Below are 21,480 nucleotides of genomic sequence, written 5' to 3'. Positions count from 1 at the left end.
TCCAGTAAATAACCATGAAATATGCGCAACCAATCGTAGTCGGGCTGTGGCTCCTGATGGTCAGCAGTTCGTCCATTACTCCCATTCGGGAAGCGGGCGGCACCGATCAGCCGGGCGGACGAGACTGGCCTACCTACGGCGGTAATAAAGCCGGAAACCGCTATTCATCCCTGAATCAGATTAACCTCCGAAATGTCAAAAACCTGAAAGTTGCCTGGACGTATAATGCCGCCGGAGCTGATGGCCCCGCCGAACGGCAACTCGAAATTCAGTGCCAGCCTATCGTCATCAACGGTATTCTGTACGGCACCACGCCGATGCTGAAGGTGTTTGCGCTGGATGCCGGAACCGGCAAACAACGCTGGCTTTTCGATCCATTTAAAAACAAATCACCGCGCTTCAACCAGAGCCGGGGCGTTATGTACTGGGAAAGCGGTGCCGATAAACGCATCCTGTATACCGCCGGTTCGACGCTCTACGCCCTCAACGCGCTTACCGGCGAACCCGTGGCCACGTTCGGCAAAAACGGCGAAGTGGATTTACGGCAGGGGCTGGACGATGAATCGAAGCGGGATCTGAGCAAAGTGTCGGTAACGTCCACGACACCGGGTGTTATTTACAAGGACATTCTGGTAATGGGCTCGACGGTTTCGGAGCAGGGCGATGCGGCTCCGGGCCACGTTCGCGGATTCGATATTCGTACCGGCAAAGTCCTCTGGGTGTTCCACACCATTCCGCAACCGGGCGAACCGGGGTACGAAACCTGGCCGAAAGATGCCTACAAACGCATTGGTGGGGCCAACAACTGGGCCGGTATGGTGCTTGACGAAAAGCGGAAAACCGTCTACTTCGGAACGGGTTCGCCGTCTGTCGATTTCTACGGCGGTATTCGGGCGGGCCAAAACCTGTATTCCGACTGTATTCTGGCGCTGGATGTGGAAACCGGTAAGATGAAGTGGTTTTACCAAACCGTTCACCACGACCTCTGGGACCGCGACATTCCCTGCCCACCTAATCTGATGACGGTAAAACACAACGGCCGGATGGTGGATGCCGTTGCGCAGACCACCAAAGACGGTTTGGTCTACGTGCTGAACCGCGACACCGGCGAATCGCTGTTTCCGGTGGAAGAACGGAAAGTGCCGACCTCGCCCGCCCTGCCCGGTGAGGTGCCGTGGCCGACGCAGAAATTTCCGCTGAAACCCGCACCCTTTGCCCGGCAGGTTTTTACCGAAGCCGACATTACGGACCTGACGCCCGAAGCCCACAAATTCGTTAAGGAACGGTTTCTGAAAACCCGTCATGGTGATAAGTTTATGCCGCCGAGTCTGGAGGGCACGCTGTTTTTCGGGATTGGCGGGGGCGCTGAATGGGGCGGCAACGCGTCGGACCCGGACGGTATTCTGTACCAGAACTCCAACGAAATGGTTTGGGATCTGAAAATGTCGGACCTGGCGGCCCGGAACGCCGAAATTGCGTCGAAAGGGAAAACGCTTTATCAGGCTAATTGCATGGCCTGTCACGGCCCCGACCGCAAAGGCAGCGGGCAGGAATACCCCAGTCTGGTCGATATTGGCAAACGGCTTTCCGCTCCCGAAATCAATGCCGTACTGAAATCCGGCCGGGGCCGAATGCCGTCGTTTCAGCACATTTCCGACCAGGATCGCTTTACGCTGATCCGCTATCTGCTCAATGCCGATACCCAGGCACCCGCGCCCAGACCCGCCGAAAGTCAGGACAATCACAACGCACCGGTATTGACCCAAGCGGATAAAAGCAGCGAATTTCCGTACATTCCGCCCTACATCAACAACGGGTATACCCGCTTTTTCGACCCGAACGGTTACCCGGCCGTTAAACCGCCCTGGGGCACGCTCAACGCCATCGACCTGAATACCGGCGAATATCTGTGGCGGGTTCCGCTGGGCGAATTTCCGGAGCTAACGAAAAAAGGCATTCCCATTACGGGTACCGAAAATTACGGCGGACCAATTGTGACGGCGGGTGGCCTGATTTTCATTGCCGGAACCAAAGACGAACGCATCCGGGCCTTCGACAAAAAAACGGGCAAAGTCGTCTGGGAATACCAGCTTCCGGCGGGCGGTTTTGCCACCCCGATTACCTACGAAGTGGCCGGCAAACAATACGTGGTCATTGCCGCCGGTGGGGTCAAAAATGGTCATAAACCGGGCGGTTCCTACATTGCCTTTGCGCTGCCCTGACCAATAAGCAGTAACGAAACCCTTTCTGGTGCTTTTATAAGCATATTCTAAATAAACCTTTAACTCCTGAATCATGAAAGAAATCGAAAACCCCGCCGAATGGAACAGCCGTCGTGAGACGTTGAAAAAAATAGGCTTCGGCTCCGGAGCCGGTTTACTCGGTTTGTTCGGCGGCATTTCCAGCGCCGAAGCCCGCGAACGGCAGGGTACGCCCCAATACGCTAAAGGTCTGGCACCGGTCAAAATCAAATCCGTCAAAGCCATTGCCACGGCTCCGCAGGGCTCAAACCTGATCGTTGTGAAAGTGGAAACCACTGAACCGGGCCTGTACGGTCTGGGTTGCGCCACGTTCACGCAACGGGCCGTTGCCGTGGTGGCCGCCATCAATTCCTATCTGAATGACTTTTGCGTGGGCAAGGATGTGGATAACATTGAGGATATGTGGCAGGCGGCTTATGTCAGCTCCTACTGGCGGAACGGCCCGGTCCTGAACAACGCGCTCTCCGGGCTGGATCAGGCGCTGTGGGACATCAAGGGCAAGCGCGCCAACATGCCGGTGTATCAACTGCTGGGCGGAAAAGTGCGGTTTGCCGTTCCCTGCTACACGCACGCGGGCGGTAACACCCCCGAAGCAGCCGCCGAAAGCGTGAAGAAATTTATGGAGCAGGGCTTTCGATACATCCGGATTCAGCAGGGGGGCTACGGCGGTGTTGGCAGCAACCTTGACAAGCCCGATTTCCGGGCCGCCGGTTTTGGGTACGAAGGCGATGCCTACATGAACGTTTCGGGATACCTGAAGTCCGTGCCGAAAATGTTCGACTACGTTCGGAAGCAGTGCGGAGAGGAAGTTGAACTTCTTCACGACATCCATGAGCGGGTACAGCCGATGGAAGCCATTAATATGATCAAGCAACTGGAAGATTACCGTCCGTTCTTTATCGAAGACCCCTTCTCGCCTGAAAACATGAAATGGTTTGCGCTACTCCGTCAAACGACGAGCGTCCCCATTGCAATGGGCGAGTTGTTCAACAACATCAACGAGTTTAAAGAGCCGATGGTCAACCAGTGGTTCGACTACATCCGGATTCACGTTTCGCAGATTGGTGGTATCACTCCCGCCATGAAAGTGGCCCGGCTGGGTGAATGGTTCAACGTCCGCACGGCCTGGCACGGTCCGGGCGACGTATCGCCGGTCGGTCACGCGGCCCACGCGCACATCGACCTGGCGGTCTGGAACTTCGGGATTCAGGAAGCCGTGCAGTTTTCGGATAAAATGAAGGAAGTCTTCAGCGGCTGTCCGACCATGAACAAAGGGTATATGTCGGTCAACGAGGTGCCGGGGCTGGGCGTCGACATCAACGAGAAGGAAGCGGCCAAGTATCCGATTACAACCAAATCGAACTGGCAGGTCCGGAAAGCCGATGGAACCATTATCCGGCCATAAAAACGAGTAATTCTGTTCCGAAAACCTCTTTCAAATCCGACGGTGCTTCGGTTTGGAAGAGGTTTCGTTGGTCTAATGCTGTATTTCCCTCTCTTATGAATAACCCCAAACAATCTACTGATCGTCGATCGTTTCTGAAATCGGCGGCTGGTCTTGGCGCCACGGGCGCTCTGGGTAGCGTAGTACCCGCATCGGTATTGGCCCGGAATCCGTCGTTGCAATCCCCCGATCCGGCTAAAGGCCACGTTTTTCTGAGCGAACCGTATCTGCAATATACCGGACCGGGTTCCATGACCGTTATGTGGATCGCTAATCTGCCTTCTTACAGTTGGGTAGAATACGGTGAGAATGAATCGCTCGGCAAAAAAGCGCATAGCGTTACTGACGGGCTGATCGACGCCTATAACCGGATTAACAAAATCACCCTCAACGGCTTAAAGCCCGGTACAACCTATCAATACCGCGTTTATTCCAAAGAAATTACGGAATTCAAGCCGTATAAACTTACCTACGGCACTACGATTGACAGCGGCCTACTAAGCTTTACAACGCCCAACGAACAGGCCGACACGGTAAGTTGTCTGGTACTGAACGACGTCCACGACCGGCCCGACACCATTACGCATTTATTGAGTCTGAAAGGCAACGATCCGTTCGACTTTGTGTTCCTGAACGGCGATCTTTTCGATTACCAGACCAATGAGCAGCAACTGATCGACCACCTGCTGGTGCCGTGCTCAGCCGGTTTTGCCAGGGAAAAACCGTTTCTGTTCGTTCGGGGCAACCACGAAACCCGGGGCAAATACCGGGGCGAAATTCACCAGTATTTTACCAATCCGCAGAATAAACACTATTATAGTTACACCTGGGGTCCGGTTCATTTTACCGTGATCGACACCGGCGAGGACAAACCGGACACCGAACCCGTCTACGCGGGCATCGTGGATTTTGACGCCTACCGGGAAGAACAGGCCCGCTGGGTTGATCAGGTCATGCAAAGTACGGCGTACAAAAAAGCTAAATTCCGGGTGGTTTTCATGCATATTCCGACCCATCACCACAACAACTGGCACGGTCCCATGCATTGCCAGAAACTCTTTACGCCCCTGTTCAACAAGCACAAGGTCGATCTGTGCATCAGCGGTCACACGCATCGATACGGGGTCCACGAGCCGGTTGCGGGCCAGCACAACTACCCAATCATCATCGGCGGTGGATCGAGAGACGGGAGCCGGACGCTGATCAAACTGAAAGCGGATCGGAAAGACCTGAACCTGAGTATGCTGCTGGACGACGGAAAAGAGGTTGGCCGGTATCATCTGACGGCCAAACGGTAAACGGTTTTAGGCATGAACAAGCGATTGTGGCTGTTTAAAGGACTCGCGGCCCTTTCGCCGTTGCTGGCGCTGGTGCTGGTCGAAGGGCTGCTTCGGCTGTTTGGTTATGGCCACGACTACCGCCTGTTTGTGGAAGACCCACAACGGAAAGGCTACTGGATCATGAATCCACACGCGTCGGAACGGTATTTTACCGAAACCGACAACGCCACCACTGGTAATTTCGAACCCTTCCGGCAACGGAAAGCGGAGGGCACGTTCCGCATTTTCGTGCTGGGCGAATCAACAACGATTGGCTACCCCTACTTTCACAACGGCTCGTTCCATCGCTGGCTGCACTACCGGCTGATGCACACGTTTCCGAACCGGAATTTCGAGATTATTAACCTGTCGCTGACGGCGGTTAATTCCTACACGGTTTTCGGTTTCGCGCAGCAACTACCCGCGTATGAACCCGATGCCGTGTTGATTTACACGGGTCATAACGAATATTACGGGGCAATGGGCGTGGGTTCTACCAGTTCGCTGGGCGGTCATCCGGCGCTGGTGCGGCTGGTGCTCAAACTGCGCGAACTCCGGTTGATGCAGTTGCTGAACCGCACGCTGGCAGGCATCCGTAAAACCATGTCGGGCGGGAAAGTGGATTTGCGCGAAAACCTGATGAAACGCATGGCCGCCGATCAACAGATTGCTTACGGTTCGGCGACGTATCAGCAGGGCATCGAGCAGTTTAAAACCAATCTGAATGACCTTTGCCGGTTATTTTCCGAAAAGCAGATTCCCGTTTTTATCAGCAACCTGGTCAGCAACGAGAAGGATTTAAAACCGTTTGTCAGCGCACCGGGCAGTACGACGGCATCGGCCCAGCACCAGTTTACGCAGGCCACCCACGCTTATGCGAACGGTCAGTTTGCGGAGGCCAAACAGCGGTTTGTGCAGGCGAAGGAACTGGATTTGCTACGGTTTCGGGCGCCGGAAGCCATGAACCAGGTGATTCAGGAGCTGGCAAACCGGTATCCAGAGGTTACGGTGGTGGAAGCCAAAGCCGTTTTCGAACACCATTCGCCGAACGGTATTCTGGGTCAGGAAACGCTGCTGGAACACGTTCATCCGAACTTATACGGATATGCGCTGCTTTCGGACGCGTTTTACGAAGCCCTGAAAAAGAAACGACTGATTGCTCCAGAGTGGAAAAAGGAACTCTCATTTGCTCAACTCCGCCAGCAAATGCCGATTACGCCGGTAGATTCGCTGAAAGGAGTGTTTGAAATGCTGATTCTGAAGGAAGGCTGGCCGTTTAACGAACCAATGGCACCGGAAGAAAACCGTCCCAAAACCATTGAAGAACAACTGGCGGGCGCGCTGGTGGTGAAGCAGATTACGTGGCCCGACGCCATGCAGCAACTTCTGGCCCATTATCAGAAAGCGCAGAACCCGCAGGCTGCGTTGGAAGTCACCGAAGCCCTGATGCTGGAATATCCGTATGATCCGGCTTTTTATGGACAAGCCGGAAAATTGGCCCTAAGCCTGAACCAGCCGGAGCGGGCGGTCTGGTTTCTGAAAAAAGCATTCCAGTTGGAAGAAACGTTTGCGGTCGCGCAGAACCTGTTTATCACCCTCCTGAAGCTCGACCGCCCGGACGAAGCCCTGCCGTATCTGCGCTACGCAGCGGCTCATAACGAATCCGCATTTAGTCTAAACGAATTACAAAACTTTGTCGATCAGCTTGTTTCGGCCAAAAACCAGTATCTCGCTGACACAACGAACGTAGCCCTGAGCAATCAGCTAGCGGCTGGTTACCTGAAATTTGCCAATACCGCCGGGGCCGCTAAATACGTGGCTAAATCGCTCCGGCTGGATCCGCGCAACCCGGTAGCGTTGCAGTTAAAAGCCCAGCTTCAAACTCTTAAACCGTAATCCAATGGAGTTCTTTCAGGAATTCTGGCTTTTCATGCGAACCCGCAAACGGTATTGGCTCTATCCGCTACTGGTTCTGCTACTCCTGCTTAGCCTTTTGACCGTCATGACCACCGGTTCGGCTCTCGCGCCGTTTATCTATTCGCTTTTTTAAACTAAGCCAGACAACATAGTCCTTAAAAAAACCGCCCACGGTTTAGACCGTGGGCGGTTCAATTACCCTGCAACTCAGCTGCGATTGGTTCTTAAGCCCTATTATCGAGCCAGCTTAAAACGCGCTTCTTTCACCTACTCGCCAAACCATACAGGATTCATTTTATTGATTATCTACACCTTGATGAAGTGAAATCTTAACACGCTGCTTTGCATCACCCTGCGCCCATTCAAAGTCATACTTTCCGTCCGGAAGCTGAGCGGTTAGTTGGTGCGTACCTTCGGGATAGGCTTTGTTATCAATCAGTTTTTGCACCTCCCGCCCGGTTGCGTCGCGCACCGTCAGCGTTACGGGCTGGGTTCCTTTTACGGCAAAATCCAGTAGGTAAGCACCCCGGTCAGGATGTTTCCAGAGATCAATATAACCGGTGCGGAAATCGGGCGCGTAGGAGTAAAAACCGGTCGGATAGCTTGGTTTTTTGATGCCCATTTTGCCCAGACCCGCCCACAGTTCCGGCGTTTTTTCGCCCAGTTTCCAGATCAGGCCCGAGCGGTAATTTTCCATCATCACCACAATCGGTCCCTGGTCAATGGCCAGATACTGATTCGAATACCAGTTCAGCCCTTTGTTGTACGCATCGTAAAAACCGTAGGGACCAAACAGGCGGTTGCCTTCGCGCAGATACAGGTTTCGCAACACCTGCATCGAGTAATAGGGCGTATAGGGGAAAGACGACAAAGCCGCCGTCGGGCTGATGGTGCCGTTGTCGTTCGTGGGCGAATGGGCATCGTAGAAGTTGTAATCATCACTGGCGGTCAGGCCCCAGTTGCCCGGTCCGTAGCCAAACATCGCCTGACGCGGTTGCAGGCAGTGCGCCCGGTTGATGAGCGTATGGTTCATGTTCTGCTGCCAGTAATTGGTCTGCTCATCCTGCATCAGCCGCGGATCGAGGCTCAGGAACGAATAATGCGTGAAGAACAGCGGCCCACCCATCGGAAAACCCAGTGGTAGTTTGTAACCAAAATAGGTCTGGTTATTGACGTAATGGTCGCTTTGTTTGTAGGTATTCTGGTAAACCTCCGGTTTGATGGCGTGCGTCGGGGAGCCCAGCGCCAGCACATACGTGATCAGGGTTTCGTCGTGTCCCCGCAACGGGTGGTTCATTTTCCATTCGTGGTTCGGTGACCAGTGCCAGAGCAGTTTGCCGTCGCGGACATACCAGTCCCACTCTACTTCGCGCCAGAGTTTGTCGATCCGTTGGCGCAGGTCTTTTTCGGCGGCTGTGTTGCCATCAAAATACGCTCGGGCACTCAGCAAACCGTTGACCAGAAAAGCCGTTTCGACCAGATCACCCCCGTTATCATACTGCGAAAACGGAATGACCTTGCCCGAATTACCGTCGAGCCAGTGCGGCCAGACGCCATGAAACCGGTCGGCTTTTCCCAGAAAACCGACAATCTTCTGCATCCGCTGAACGGCTTCGGCGCGGCTTACCCACCGGCGTTCGGCCCCGACTACGATGGCCATGATGCCAAAACCCGTGCCGCCCGTCGTCACCACGTTGGGCGTGGCCGTCCGTTCGGGGGCCAAACCGGAAACCGGATGAGCAAAATCCCAGAAATAGCCAAACGTGGCCTTCTGAACGGTTTCCATGTATTCGCTATACTCGTTGGCAAGGGGCGCGGCTGGTGGATTCGATTGCGCCCGGCAGGTCAGTTGACCGAGTATACCCGGTAAAAAGAGGAAAACTATTTTAATGTGTTTCATTCGATTGCGATTTAAAAGGAAAAGAGGCTATAAACATCGCTATAGCCTCTTCGGCATCTGGTTGATGCAAAATAAATCCGGTTTAGTAACCCGGGTTTTGGGTCAGCACGCCCCCGCTGGCATCAATCTGCGGCTGCGGAATCGGCATCAATTCGCTTTTTCCATTCACAAACTTTTTGCCCAGCGCCCGCAATACCGTTCCGGCCCGGCCTTGCCGAACCAGATCCCAGAAGCGGTCGTGCTCCATCGCCAGCTCCACCCGGCGTTCTTTCCAGATGGCCGCTTTCAGTTGTTCTTTGCTTGTGAAGGTTACATTCGGCAGAATACCGGTATTGCTACCCCGTGCCCGCGCCCGAACCGCGTTCAAAGACGTTACGGCCTGCTGCGATTGGTTCAGCTCGTTAGCGGCTTCGGCGTTCATCAGGATGATGTCGGCATAGCGTAGCAGCCGGATGTTCTTATTGGAATCCCCCAAACCGTTGGGCGACCTGGTCTCGTTCTGAGCCACATATGCTTTCTGGTTGTAATACGGGTTGACCGCATTCGAAATGATTACCACACCGTCGGGCATGGTTTCGCCCCGCTCGATAATGGTCGCATCCTTGCGAGGGTCGCCGGGTTCATAGGCTTTCACGAGGTCTTCGGAAGGCACGTTGAAGCCCCAGCCAAATTGCCCGCGGACGCTCTGCACCTCGGCGTACTGTGACCCTCCACCCCCTTGCGGCAAGGCGGCTGCCTGTACTTCGAACAACGACTCCGACGAGTTTTCACCGGCTTCGGTAAAGATCACTTCGTAAGGCGTTTTCAGGTCGTACTGCCCCGACTGCATAATTTCGTTAGTCAGCCGGAGTACTTCGCTCCATTTACCCTGGTACATCGACACCTTCGCCAGCCACCCTTTGGCGGCTCCTTTGGTAGCCCGGCCCAGGTCCGTCGCTGCGTAGGCTGATTTCTCCGGCAGCACGGCAATGGCGTCGTTCAGATCCTTTTCAATCTGGGTGTAAATCTCCGCGCTGGTTGCCCGTGGTACCGCCGGAGCGTTGTCGTCCTGAAGCTGCGTAATCAGGGGAACACCGCCAAACGTCCGGACGAGGTTGAAATACAGGTAAGCCCGGATCATCTTCGCTTCACCGATCAGCCGTGCTTTCAGCGTTTCGTCCATCGCAATGGCCGGAACCCGTTCAATCACCTGATTGGCTTTGGCAATGCCGAGGTATTGCCCCGTCCAGAAGTCGTTTACTCCGCCATTCGTTGGCGTTAGGGTAAACTGGTCAAACTCACTCAGAAAAGAGGCATCCCCCGGTTCACTGCCCTTTTCGGCATCGTCGGAAGTCATACTCGACACGGCCAGGAAAGCAAACACGTGCGTCGGCCACTGGCGAAGCTGCCAATAAATCGCGTTGGTAGCCTGAACAGCCCCTTCCTGGCTGTTGAAAAAATCGTCGGTGACCAGTTCGCCCTGCGGTCTTTTTTCCAGAAACTCTTCACTGCACCCCTGCCCCGTCAGCATCAGGGAACTCAGCAGCGCGATTTTTAAAAACTGTTTTGATATCGAAATCATGGTTGTTGCCAATTAAAAATTAGAACCCAATTTGTAAACCGACGGTTGTTGTACGGTAGACCGGTACGACGTCCAGATCGACACCCCGACTTAATGTGGCGCCTTCGTTACCGCCCACTTCCGGCGAGAATCCGGAATAATTGGTGAACGTAACCGGGTTCAGGGCATTGACGTAAGCCCGGATGGAACGGATTCCAATCGAACTCAGCAAGGTCGACGGTAAGGTGTACCCAATCTGAATGTTCCGAATCCGGACGAATGAGCCGCTTTCGATGAAGTAATCCGACACGTCGTAGTTCGGGCCACCGTTGGTCAGGCGCGGCTGGGTATTCGACGGGTTTTGCGGTGTCCAGCGTTCCAGCGCAATCCGCTCGTAATTTTCGTTACCGAAGCGCACGGCCCGCCGACCGTTGTAAATTTTATTGCCGTGTGACCCCTGGAAGTCTACCCCCAGATCAAAGCCTTTGAAGGAGAAATTGGTGTTGAAACCCCAGAACATCTTTGGAATGGGTGTTCCCAGAAAAACCCGGTCGTCGCCGTTAATCACACCGTCGCCGTTCACGTCTTCGTACCGCAGATCGCCGGGCTTCGCATTGGGTTGGGCACTGCCCCGAACCTCATCCGCGGTCTGGAAAACGCCCGCCATGCGATAGCCGTAGAAGGCACCAATGGGACGGCCAACATCCGTCAGCGTCGCCGTACGGCCGTTACCGAGGCTACCGCCGATGATCGGAATACCGCCGTTTCCGAGGTTGGTTACTTCGTTCTGAACCGTGGTCAGGTTGGCATTCAGGCTGTATTTCAGATCGCCTACGTTATCATTCCAGCCCGCCGTCAATTCAAAGCCCCGGTTATAGGCACTGGCGGCATTGGCCTGCACCTGCCGACCGTTTCCGATGTTGACGTTCAGAATCATGTCGGAGGTCTGGCGGTTGTAATAGTCGATTTCCGCCGTCAGCCGGTTATTCAGAAAGCCCATCTCCAAACCAATATCCGTTTGGGTAACGGTTTCCCAGAGCAGGTTCGAGGTGGTAGTACTTTCGAGCGTAGCGCCCTGCTGAATGGCCTGTCCGGGTCCGAAAATAGCGTTCTGACCGCTGCTGATCCGGGAATAATACAGGTAGTTCGGAATGTTGGTATTCCCCAGTTTTCCATAGCTGGCACGCAGTTTCAGGTTGCTGAACAACTGCTGATCTTTCATGAACGATTCGTCAATAATCCGCCAGCCCAGACCAACGGCCGGGAACGTTGCCCAGCGGCTTTCGGGCGGGAACCGTGACGAGCCATCGCGCCGGAGGCTCACCGTCAACAGATAGCGATCCAACAGGCTGTAATTGACCCGGAACAGGTACGATGCGTAGGTAAATTCATAACTCGGAACGTCGGTTGTTTGCGCCCCGACCGTGCTACCCAACGAAAGGAATTTAACGTCGTTGCTGTAGCCCGGTACGTTAAATCGAATACCTTGCAGGAAATCGGCCCGGGTATTCTGGGCGGTTGCACCTAGCAGGGCGTTGATGTTGTGGATTTTGCCAAATGTCCGGTTGAACGTCAGCGTGTTTTCCCACAACCAGGTGGTATTCAGACCATATTCGCGGGTCAGTTTGCTCTGATCATTCCTTTGGCTGGCCGAAACGAAATACTGCGGCAGGTAAATTCTGGTGTTGTTCAGCCCCAGATCCACCCCGAAGCTGGAGCGCAGCGTAAACGATTTCAGGAAGTCCAGTTCACCGTAGATATTTCCAACTAGTTGTCCACTCTTGACGATATCGTCGGTTTGGTAAGCCAGCGTGGCCGCCGGGTTGGCAACGGTGCTAACGCTCGAAAAGCCGTACGACCCGTTGGCGTTCCTTGGCGTAATGGTCGGGTCGGCATTATAAGCCGTCTGGACAATACCAGACGGTATGTTATTGGACTGTGACCGCGAGAAAGCCAGGTTGTTACCGAGCCGGAAATTGCTCGTCAGTTTGTAAGTATTGTTCACCCGGAAGGTCAGACGGTTGTAGGCCGATTGCTGAACAATTCCTTTTTCGTCGTAGTAACTTCCACTAACGTTGAACGTCACGCGTTCATTACCGCCCGAAGCCGTGATCTGGTGGTTCTGGATGCTTCCCGTCCGGAAGATGTAATCAAACCAGTCGGTTCCGGCCCCCAGCGAACCGGGATTTGGAAACTTGGGTTGTCCGCCCTCATTCACCGCTACTTCATTAACCAGCGTGGCGAATTCACTGGCATTGGTCATTTCCAGCTTCTTGCTAAGTTGCGTAACCCCCGCGTACCCTTCGTAATTGAACGCCGTCCGACCAGATTTTCCGCCTTTTGTCGTAATCAATACTACCCCGTTGGCACCCCGTACACCGTAGATGGCCAGTGAAGAAGCATCTTTCAGAACATCGATGGTTTGAATATCCGATGGGTTCAGAAACCGGATGTCATCGACAAACATACCGTCCACGACGTAAAGGGGATTACTATTCCCCACGGTTCCGACACCCCGGATTCGGACGTTTGGAGCCGCACCGGGCAAACCCTGGTTAGTCGTAATCAACACCCCGGCGGCTTTTCCCTGCAATGCCTGCGTAGCCGATGCCACCGGGCGGCTGGCAATATCCTGCGCTTTTACCGACGAAATGGAACCGGTTACGTCCGCTTTCCGCTGAACCCCGTATCCCACGGCGACCACTTCCGTCAACGTCGTTACATCTTCCTCCAGTTGAATATCCAGAGACGAACCGCTCACGGTGCGCTCGGCCGTTTTCATCCCGATAAAACTAAACACCAGTACATCGCCCTGATTGGCTTCTATGCTGTACTGCCCGTTGGCATCCGTGTTAGCACCATTCGTTGTGTTTTTGATCTGAACACTCACTCCGGGCAGGCCGGTCCCTTCACTATCCGTTACTCTCCCACTTACCCTTTGCTGTGCCCACGTTGTGGTTGCCATCAGCAAAAGCAGAATCAAAAGCCGTATACTCCTCTCCATAACTTTTCCTGTAAAATATTTTATTTTTTGAAGCTCAAATATAAACTAACACAGGGCATAGAGTGTTACAAAACCGGTACATCACTACTACATCATTTTAACTAAATCCTTAGTTAAATCCCTTCAAAAAGGTTCCGCCCCTCGTATTACGCATTAATAGTGAAGCTGTTGTATTTTTGATAAATTTTTTCGTGAATTTCGTTACCCATCATCATGTGTTGCTTTTATCGGCTGGATACGTATTTATTTGCGCTTGTCTGGTTTTTAATACTATTCGGGGCAGAGGCAGCTCCGACTTCCAGGAATCACTTTTTTGCGCCTTACATCCGCAATTTCACTAAGCAGGATTACCAGGGTTATAACCAGAACTGGTCACTCTGTCAGGATACCACTACCGGTTTTCTGTATGCCGGAAATTCTAAGGGCCTACTGGAGTTTGACGGTACACGGTGGCAACTTTATCGACTGCCCAAACAGGCAATTGTCCGCGCTGTAGCGGTGGATCAGACGGGAAGAATCTTTACGGGCGGTTTGGGCGAAATCGGTTACTGGCAGGCGAACCAGACCGGCATTCTTCAGTATCATTCACTGACGAAGCTGATCCGCAACAAACGGTTTGCGAAAGAAGAAATATGGAATATTGTTGTCGGTTCTGATTTTGTTTTCTTTCAGTCCTTCTCAACCGCTTTTCTTTATCGCCTGGGTCGAATGGAAGAACTCCGTCTGCCCGGCAACGTTCTTTTCCTGTACGCCGTTAAGGACCGCTATTATTTGCAGGCTATTGGAAAAGGGCTGTATGAATTAGTTCACGGAAAGCTGGTGGCCCTCCCCGGCACCGAGACCTTAGCTCCAACGGCTGTTCATACCATTTTGCCGCTCGGTTCAGACGGGTTATTGATTGGAACGCACGACCACGGTTTATTCAGCTACCGGAACGGACGGCTTTCGCCTTTGCGTCACGCTGCCAGCCAGCTGCTACAGCGGTATCAGTGTAACAAAGGTCTGGCGCTGCCGGGTGGGCAATACGCTTTTGGTACCATTTCGAACGGTATTCTCGTGACCGATACAACCGGAGTGGTTCTGTATTCCGCCAGCCAGCGGGAAGGCTTGCAAAACAATACCGTCCTTTCGCTAACGCTGGATAAACAGGGCAGTTTGTGGGCGGGGCTTGACGACGGTATTGATGCCATTGCTTTTAATTACCCGCTGAAATACTACAGCGACCCCAACGGGCAGTTGGGTACACCTTATAATGCTGTTCTTTACCATAACCGGCTTTACCTGGGTACCAATCACGGGGTTTACTGGTGCAACTTTCTGCCGTCCGGGATGCCGGTTTACCACCTCATTGAAGGCTCACAGGGGCAGGTCTGGGATTTAACGGTCATGGATGATCAACTGCTATGCGGGCATAATTCCGGTACGTATCGAATTACGGACAACGGTGGGTGGGAGCGGCTTTCCAGTCAGGTCGGTGGATGGCGGCTGCATCCGCTCACTTCGCGCCCCGGTTTTGCCCTTCAGGGAACCTATACGGGTTTGGGGGTGTATCAGCGCGATGGCAGCGGGCAATGGAAGTACAGCCACGCAGTAAGTGGTTTGAACGAACCGATCCGGGATATTTGGGAGGATTCAGCCGGTCAGATCTGGCTGCGTCATGCCCATAATGGCGTGTATGCCATCAAACTGTCGTCGGATTTGCGGAAAGTGAGCAGTTTTAAATGGGCCCCGGCTTATCCGGAAGAAGCGCAACTGAAACGCGATTTCGGGCTTTCCGGCGGCATCCGGCGGGTTTTTAGGGGCTGGCAGGACGAAGTTCTCTTTCTGCGGCAGGACGGCAATCTGCTCGTGGCCAGACCCGACGGCCTGAAAGCTGAATTTACGGTGAGCCATTTTTCCTGGATGGATGACTACGAAAACATTGTGCCGCTCGACTCGGCTTATTACCTGCTGTGTTTTGAAAAAGGGTATGCACTCCTGCCACGCCGGGAAATTTTGACGGTGCGTAACCGGCAACTAACCACCAAACCGCTGATTCGGCAACTGGCGGTGGTCAGTGGTTCGGAACAACGGTCCTTTACGTTTCGCGATGCTTCTTCCCTGTTGGCAACGCTGCCGGTTCTGGATGCGGGGGAAAACCATCTTGTTTTTCGATTCAGCCTGCCCGAGTCAATTCAGGAACCGTTATTCAGCTACCGGCTGGTTGGCCTGGACGAGCATTGGTCGGATTTGAGCAAGGTCGCCGAAAAGGAATACGCGAGTTTACAACCGGGCCAGTACAGGTTTCAGGTGCGGTCTAATGCCGACGATACGTTCACGTCTCTCTCTTTTGAAATCCTGCCGCCCTGGTATCAAAGCGTTTGGGCCTACTGGAGTTACTTTTTCCTGTTTTGCGGACTCGTTGGCCTAAGCTTTTATGTTCACCGCCGACAGGTACGCACCCACCAGCAGAAAGTGCGGCAGCAAATGGAAGAACAACTGGCCCGCGAACAGGAACGGCACCGGCAGCAACTGGTTCAACTTCAGAAGGAAAAGCTAGAGCAGGATGTTATTAGCAAAGCGGAAGAACTCGCCAATACCACCATGAACCTGATTCACAAGAATGATCTGCTGATTAAATTAAAAGATGAAGTTGAAAAACTGAAAGACGAGGTGCAGCAACGGCAAACCATCGATCAGGCCACCGGCCACATCAACCAACTGGTCAAGCTGATTGATTCAAACCTATCCAGCCGGCAGGACTGGAAAGTCTTTGAAAAGAATTTCAACAAAGTTCATGAACAGTTTTTCAAGCAACTGCTCAACCAATACAGCGGTTTAACACCCGATGATTTGCGGCTGGCGGCCTACCTGCGCATGAACCTTTCGAGCAAGGAAGTGGCTAAACTACTCAATATTACCGTGCGCGGGGTGGAATTAAAACGGTATCGACTGCGCAAACGCCTGAATCTGGAACCGGAAGCCAACCTGAACGAATTCATGATGGCGTTTTAAACAAAAAGACCTCCCGTTGGGGAGGTCTTTTCAAAAAATTACACAGGGTTGGATTAGAACCGGAAGTGCGAGAATGCCTTGTTGGCTTCTGCCATCCGGTGCGTGTCATCCTTCTTCTTAACGGCAGCGCCTTCACCTTTTGATGCGGCTATGATTTCCGCAGCCAGACGATCCACCATAGTTTTTTCACCACGTGAACGGGCATACTTGATCAGCCATTTCATGCCTACTGATACCTTACGATCAGGACGCACCTCCGTTGGAACCTGGAATGTTGCACCACCCACCCGGCGGCTTTTCACCTCGACTGAAGGCATTACGTTGTTCAATGCCTTTTTCCAAATATCCAGACCGTTATCGTTGGTTTTTTTCTCAACCAACTCCAGCGCATCGTAGAAAATGGCGTACGAGAGGCTCTTCTTGCCTTCGTACATGAGGTTATTTACAAATTTCGTTACCAGCGTCTCCTTGAATTTAGGATCGGGTAATACGTATCTCTTTTTTGGTTTTGCCTTTCTCATGATCTTCAGATGATAAATCTTACTCTAAGCGCTGCGCATCGTTGATTCAACGCTCAGTCAATTTATAATGAAGGGGTTACTTATTTTTTCTTACCTCCTCCTTTTCCGCCTTTCGTCGGAGCCGCTACCTGACCTGGTTTCGGACGTTTTGCACCGTATTTCGAGCGAGCCTGTTTCCGACCGTTTACACCGGCCGTATCGAGGGCACCCCGAACGATGTGATAGCGTACACCCGGAAGGTCTTTCACCCGACCACCCCGTACCAGTACGATTGAGTGCTCCTGCAGGTTGTGGCCTTCGCCCGGAATGTAGGCGTTAACTTCTTTGCCGTGCGACAGACGCACACGGGCTACTTTACGCAAAGCCGAGTTTGGCTTCTTGGGGGTGGTGGTGTACACGCGCGTACACACGCCACGACGTTGTGGGCAAGAGTCCAGCGCCGGTGACTTCGATTTGAATGTCAGCTTTTCGCGGCCCTTGCGTACTAATTGTTGTATCGTAGGCATTTTATCAGAATTGGTATTACTACAGTCCTCCGCAAAAATAGGAGTGCAAAATTAGTCAAACCGGACGGAAAACCAAAACGCCCGGTGAATTAATTTTCAGTATTTCGCTGGACATTACCGAATTAGGCTTCGCCAATGGGACCGCCAAACTGCGTCGGGAACCGAAAGGCTTCTTCCGCACTGTTGATGGCACCGTAACTATCTTCAAATTTGCGGATGTTTTCTTTCAAAGCCGTTAACAGCCGCTTGGCGTGTTCGGGCGTTAGAATAATGCGGGATTTGACCTTGGCTTTGGGAACGCCGGGCATCAGTCGAATAAAGTCAATGATAAACTCACTGTTGGAATGAGCGATCATCGCCAGATTGGCGTAGATTCCTTCCGCAATTTCTTCGGTCAATTCGACGTTGATCTGACCTTCCTGATCAGGTTCTTGGTTTTCCATCTGCTTTGTAGGTAAGAATCAAATATACACAACTCCCGACGGTTTTCCGCAGTTCAAAGTTGACAGGTTAATTTATTGTATGATCAATAAGTCAGGCGGTGTCAGTCGGTGGTGCGCATCGCGATTCCCTGATTACTCAGATACCGTTTCAAGGCCGGTATTTCGATTTCCTTGAAGTGGAAAATGCTGGCCGCCAGCCCGGCATCGGCTTTTCCGTCCGTAAACACCTCCACAAAATGCTCCATCGACCCGGCCCCGCCCGACGCAATCACCGGAATATTGGCCGCGCCGGAAATCTGCGCTGTCAGTTCAATCGCAAAACCGGCTTTGGTGCCGTCGGTATCCATCGACGTGAGCAGAATTTCGCCCGCGCCCCGGTTTTCAATTTCTTTCGCCCAGGCAAGGGTCCGGATTTCCGTCGGCTTCCGCCCGCCATGTGTGTGAACAATATGCTCGCCGTTCACAAACCGGGTGTCGATGGCTACCACAATACACTGACTGCCAAACTCCTGCGCCAGCTCGTCAACCAGTGCCGGATTCCGAACCGCCGAGGAGTTGATCGACACCTTATCGGCCCCGGCGTTCAGCAAGGCCGACACATCGGCTTTCGACGAAATACCGCCCCCGACCGTAAACGGAATATTGACGACGTGAGCCACCCGCCGGACCAGTTCAATCAGCGTTTTGCGTTCATCGACCGTCGCGGTAATGTCCAGAAAAACCAGCTCGTCGGCCCCTTGGCGGGCGTAAATTGCGCCCAGTTCCACCGGATCGCCCGCGTCGCGCAGGTTGACGAAGTTCGTCCCTTTCACCGTCCGGCCATCTTTAATGTCGAGGCAGGGAATAATGCGTTTAGTCAGCATATTTTAAGGTGCTGTTACACAGAGTTGATCAGAGATAATCAGGGTTTATCAGAGAAGTCCCCGATTACCTCTGATAAACTCTGATCAACCCTGTGTAATAATTCATTTTAAAAATTTCGATAACTCCTTTAACGTTACCCGGCCCTCATAAATGGCTTTTCCAACGATGACGCCAAAAAGATTCATGTCAGCCAGCACCTCAATATCCTCCATCCCACTGACGCCCCCGCTGGCGATGATGTTCAGGCTGGGGAACTGATCCTGCATATTCCGATACAGTTCGAACGAAGGCCCTTGCAGCAAACCGTCTTTGGCCACATCGGTGCTAATCACGTATTTTATCCCTTTTTCCACATAGTTTTCCACAAAGTCATACACCCAGACTTCGGTGGCTTCCTCCCAGCCGCTGACGGTAATCTTCTCGTTTTTGGCATCCGCGCCCAGAATGATTGCTTCCGGGCCATACTGACTCAGCCAGCGTTCGAACACATCCGGTTTTTTGACGGCGATGCTACCGCCCGTGACCTGTTTAGCCCCGCATTCAAACACAATCCGCAGGTCTTCGTCCGACTGAACGCCCCCGCCAAAATCGATGTGTAGCCGGGTTTTACCCGCAATAAGCTCCAGCACTTTCCAGTTGATCACGCGTTTTTCTTTTGCTCCGTCAAGGTCAACCAGGTGCAGGCGCGTCAGACCAGCATCTTCAAACTGCTGGGCCACTTCGAGCGGGCGGGCGTTGTATTCTTTTTTCTGGTTGTAGTCGCCCTGTGTCAGCCGGACGGCTTTGCCTTCAATGAGGTCGATAGCGGGTATAATGTGCATTTTTTTAGACAAAAGAGGTTAGACAAAAGAAGAGAGACAAAAGGGAGCAAGACGGTTTTCGTCTGTATTCTCCTGTCTAATTTCTCGTGTCTATTTTCAAAAAATTTTCCAGAATCCGCTGACCGATGTTGCCGCTGATTTCGGCGTGAAACTGGGCCGCGTAAAAATTGTCCTTCTGCAACATGGCGCTGAACGGTCGGACGTAATTACAAACCGCCGACGTTTCCGGGCAAACATCGGCGCAATAACTGTGTACGAAATACACGTACGCATTCTCCGGCAAGCCCTCGGTTAGCGGCCCTTTCAGATCGGTCAGACTGTTCCAGCCCATGTGCGGCACCTTAAAACCGGGTTGGGCCGGAAACCGCCGAACATCCACATCAAACACGCCCATGCAGGTAGTATCGCCTTCTTCCGAATACCGGCAGAGCAATTGCATTCCTACGCAGGTGCCCAAAACCGGCTGTTTCAGGGACGGAATAACCCGGTCGAGCCCCCGTTCGCGCAGGTAGGCCATAGCCGTGCTGGCTTCCCCGACGCCGGGGAAAATCACTTTGTCGGCCGAACGGATTTCAGCTTCATCGTCGGTCAGCAGGTAGGTCGCGCCAATGCGGTCCAGCGCGTACATCACCGACTGCACGTTTCCGGCGTTGTATTTGATAATGACGGTTTTCATAACAAAAAACCCGGCTCGTGGCAGAACCGGGTCTGGTATCGGGAATTTCGTTGTTTCTTATTCAACCCCAAAAACGCATCCGTTCTGCCGTACTAACAGACAGAATGATGATGGTACCAAATGGTTTTTGCGGGATTCATACGGCAAATGTAAACGGGTTGATTCTAAAATCAAAACAAACTGCCCTGAACCACTTCGGGCCGGATTGTCGGTTCCTGCAAGTTCAGTCCGCAAACCGCATTTAGCCGCTGCACCCAATACCGAATCAGTTCGGGGGCCGTATCGTTTAGCTCCCCGCCGTGAATAAACAGGTAAGCGGTTTGCAAGCCCTGCCCAAACCAAGTTTTCAGCCGCTCCACCCAGGCGTCCGTGCGTTCGTAATCCGTCTTATGGCCTTCATTGGCGACAAAACGCAACACCAGATTCGGGCTGGTCAGGCTCATGTGCAACACGTCGCGCCGACCGGCCACGTCGCTAATGACAACATGACGGTGCAGGGCGCAAAGCCGTTCGAGCGTCTGCTGCCAGACCGCCGGTTTGCGAAACCAGTCGGGATGCCGAAACTCCACGGCCACTTCCAGATCGTCGGGCAGGCTTTTCAGATACTTCTCCAGCACCGGCCACTTATCCGGCCCAAAGTTCGGCGGCAGTTGCAGAAACGTCGTGCCCAGAAATTCTTCCAGACTCAAAACCGCATTGACGAACTCCTCCGTCAGCGATTCGGCGGCAACCAGCGCCCGCTCGTGGCTGATGGCCTGCGGAAATTTCGGGCAATACACAAACCGCGGACGAATCGGTGAGCTGGCGGCTTCGGTTTTCCACTTCTCGATCATCCCCGGCGTCGGAATCTGGTAGTGGGTGCTGTTCAGCTCAATGGTATTGAACTGGCGGGTGTAATAGTGCAGAAAATCCCGTTCTTTGGCCTGAGACGGATAAATCCGGCCCACGTACGATTTATTCGCCCAGAGCGGTCCGCCGATGAACACCTGCGGAGATGCGGTCGGCTCCACTTTGTCCCAAACCGTTTGATTGAACAGCGAATCGGCTGGTAGCGTAAAGTCAACGGTATCGACGTTGGGCAGTTTTCCGAAGTCCATGGGCGTAAAAGGATGGTAGTGTGCACGTAAAACCACCAAATCCGGTGTTTCGTTTTCGCACCCGTTCCGAATTGACTAATTTTGTGGAAGAATCTAACCTCTGATTATCTCTGATGACCTCTGATAAACCCTGTGTAACCGCATAAACGTTTTTCACAGAGTTGATCAGAGAA

At 53.1% G+C, this 21,480-nt stretch carries 16 protein-coding genes; 6 read left to right on the top strand and 10 right to left on the bottom strand.

Annotated features, from left to right (window positions below):
* Positions 1-14: 14 nt before the first annotated feature.
* From LX87_RS00190 to LX87_RS28705, 5 genes are all read left to right on the top strand, one after another.
* On the top strand, positions 15-2,222 hold the full coding sequence (locus LX87_RS00190; protein WP_111626172.1) for an outer membrane protein assembly factor BamB family protein: 2,208 nt from the start codon (positions 15-17) through the stop codon (positions 2,220-2,222).
* Positions 2,223-2,295: 73 nt separating this feature from the next.
* Positions 2,296-3,666 (top strand): enolase C-terminal domain-like protein, encoded by a 1,371-nt coding sequence (locus LX87_RS00185; protein ID WP_111626171.1) that lies wholly within the window; start codon positions 2,296-2,298, stop codon positions 3,664-3,666.
* A 95-nt stretch (positions 3,667-3,761) separates the two neighbouring features.
* Positions 3,762-5,003: a metallophosphoesterase gene (locus LX87_RS00180; RefSeq protein ID WP_111626170.1), complete on the top strand. Its 1,242-nt coding sequence runs from the start codon at positions 3,762-3,764 to the stop codon at positions 5,001-5,003.
* A 12-nt stretch (positions 5,004-5,015) separates the two neighbouring features.
* A complete protein-coding gene (locus LX87_RS00175; RefSeq protein WP_211325258.1) occupies positions 5,016-6,920 on the top strand; it encodes an SGNH/GDSL hydrolase family protein in 1,905 nt (634 codons plus the stop codon).
* A gap of 4 nt (positions 6,921-6,924) precedes the next feature.
* Positions 6,925-7,074 carry a DUF5989 family protein gene (locus LX87_RS28705; protein ID WP_170139282.1) on the top strand — a complete coding sequence of 50 codons (150 nt, stop codon included), beginning with the start codon at positions 6,925-6,927 and terminating at the stop codon, positions 7,072-7,074.
* Positions 7,075-7,236: 162 nt separating this feature from the next.
* Here LX87_RS28705 and LX87_RS00170 read toward each other — a convergent pair whose 3' ends face one another.
* The 3 genes from LX87_RS00170 to LX87_RS00160 form a co-directional block, all read right to left on the bottom strand.
* A complete protein-coding gene (locus LX87_RS00170; RefSeq protein ID WP_111626169.1) occupies positions 7,237-8,841 on the bottom strand; it encodes a glucoamylase family protein in 1,605 nt (534 codons plus the stop codon).
* Positions 8,842-8,923: 82 nt separating this feature from the next.
* On the bottom strand, positions 8,924-10,402 hold the full coding sequence (locus tag LX87_RS00165; protein ID WP_111626168.1) for a RagB/SusD family nutrient uptake outer membrane protein: 1,479 nt from the start codon (positions 10,400-10,402) through the stop codon (positions 8,924-8,926).
* Positions 10,403-10,421: 19 nt separating this feature from the next.
* Entirely contained in the window at positions 10,422-13,385 is a 2,964-nt protein-coding gene (locus LX87_RS00160) for a SusC/RagA family TonB-linked outer membrane protein (RefSeq protein WP_111626167.1), read from the bottom strand.
* Between the two features lie 213 nt (positions 13,386-13,598).
* On the opposite strand from LX87_RS00160, the gene LX87_RS00155 reads away from it, so the two are divergent.
* Positions 13,599-16,379, top strand: a complete 2,781-nt coding sequence (locus LX87_RS00155) for a ligand-binding sensor domain-containing protein (protein WP_111626166.1) — start codon at positions 13,599-13,601, stop codon at positions 16,377-16,379.
* A gap of 53 nt (positions 16,380-16,432) precedes the next feature.
* On the opposite strand, the gene rpsG is transcribed toward LX87_RS00155, so the two are convergent.
* The 7 genes from rpsG to LX87_RS00120 form a co-directional block, all read right to left on the bottom strand.
* Positions 16,433-16,900: a 30S ribosomal protein S7 gene (rpsG, locus tag LX87_RS00150; RefSeq protein WP_111626165.1), complete on the bottom strand. Its 468-nt coding sequence runs from the start codon at positions 16,898-16,900 to the stop codon at positions 16,433-16,435.
* Between the two features lie 80 nt (positions 16,901-16,980).
* Positions 16,981-17,406, bottom strand: a complete 426-nt coding sequence (gene rpsL, locus LX87_RS00145) for a 30S ribosomal protein S12 (protein WP_111626164.1) — start codon at positions 17,404-17,406, stop codon at positions 16,981-16,983.
* Positions 17,407-17,528: 122 nt separating this feature from the next.
* Positions 17,529-17,849, bottom strand: a complete 321-nt coding sequence (locus LX87_RS00140) for a DUF3467 domain-containing protein (RefSeq protein ID WP_111626163.1) — start codon at positions 17,847-17,849, stop codon at positions 17,529-17,531.
* A 101-nt stretch (positions 17,850-17,950) separates the two neighbouring features.
* A complete protein-coding gene (gene hisF / locus LX87_RS00135; RefSeq protein WP_111626162.1) occupies positions 17,951-18,712 on the bottom strand; it encodes an imidazole glycerol phosphate synthase subunit HisF in 762 nt (253 codons plus the stop codon).
* 102 nt (positions 18,713-18,814) lie between these two features.
* The gene (gene hisA / locus LX87_RS00130; RefSeq protein WP_111626161.1) at positions 18,815-19,534 is read right to left on the bottom strand and encodes a 1-(5-phosphoribosyl)-5-[(5-phosphoribosylamino)methylideneamino]imidazole-4-carboxamide isomerase; all 720 of its coding nucleotides are present in this window, start codon (positions 19,532-19,534) and stop codon (positions 18,815-18,817) included.
* Between the two features lie 76 nt (positions 19,535-19,610).
* Positions 19,611-20,210 (bottom strand): imidazole glycerol phosphate synthase subunit HisH, encoded by a 600-nt coding sequence (gene hisH, locus LX87_RS00125; protein ID WP_111626160.1) that lies wholly within the window; start codon positions 20,208-20,210, stop codon positions 19,611-19,613.
* Between the two features lie 170 nt (positions 20,211-20,380).
* On the bottom strand, positions 20,381-21,307 hold the full coding sequence (locus LX87_RS00120; protein WP_111626159.1) for a DUF72 domain-containing protein: 927 nt from the start codon (positions 21,305-21,307) through the stop codon (positions 20,381-20,383).
* Between the last annotated feature and the right edge of the window lie 173 nt (positions 21,308-21,480).

Source organism: Larkinella arboricola (assembly GCF_003259745.1).
GTDB classification, from domain to species: domain Bacteria; phylum Bacteroidota; class Bacteroidia; order Cytophagales; family Spirosomataceae; genus Larkinella; species Larkinella arboricola.
The sequence above is the reverse complement of the archived record's forward strand: the minus strand, read 5'-3'. Positions and strand labels throughout refer to the sequence as shown.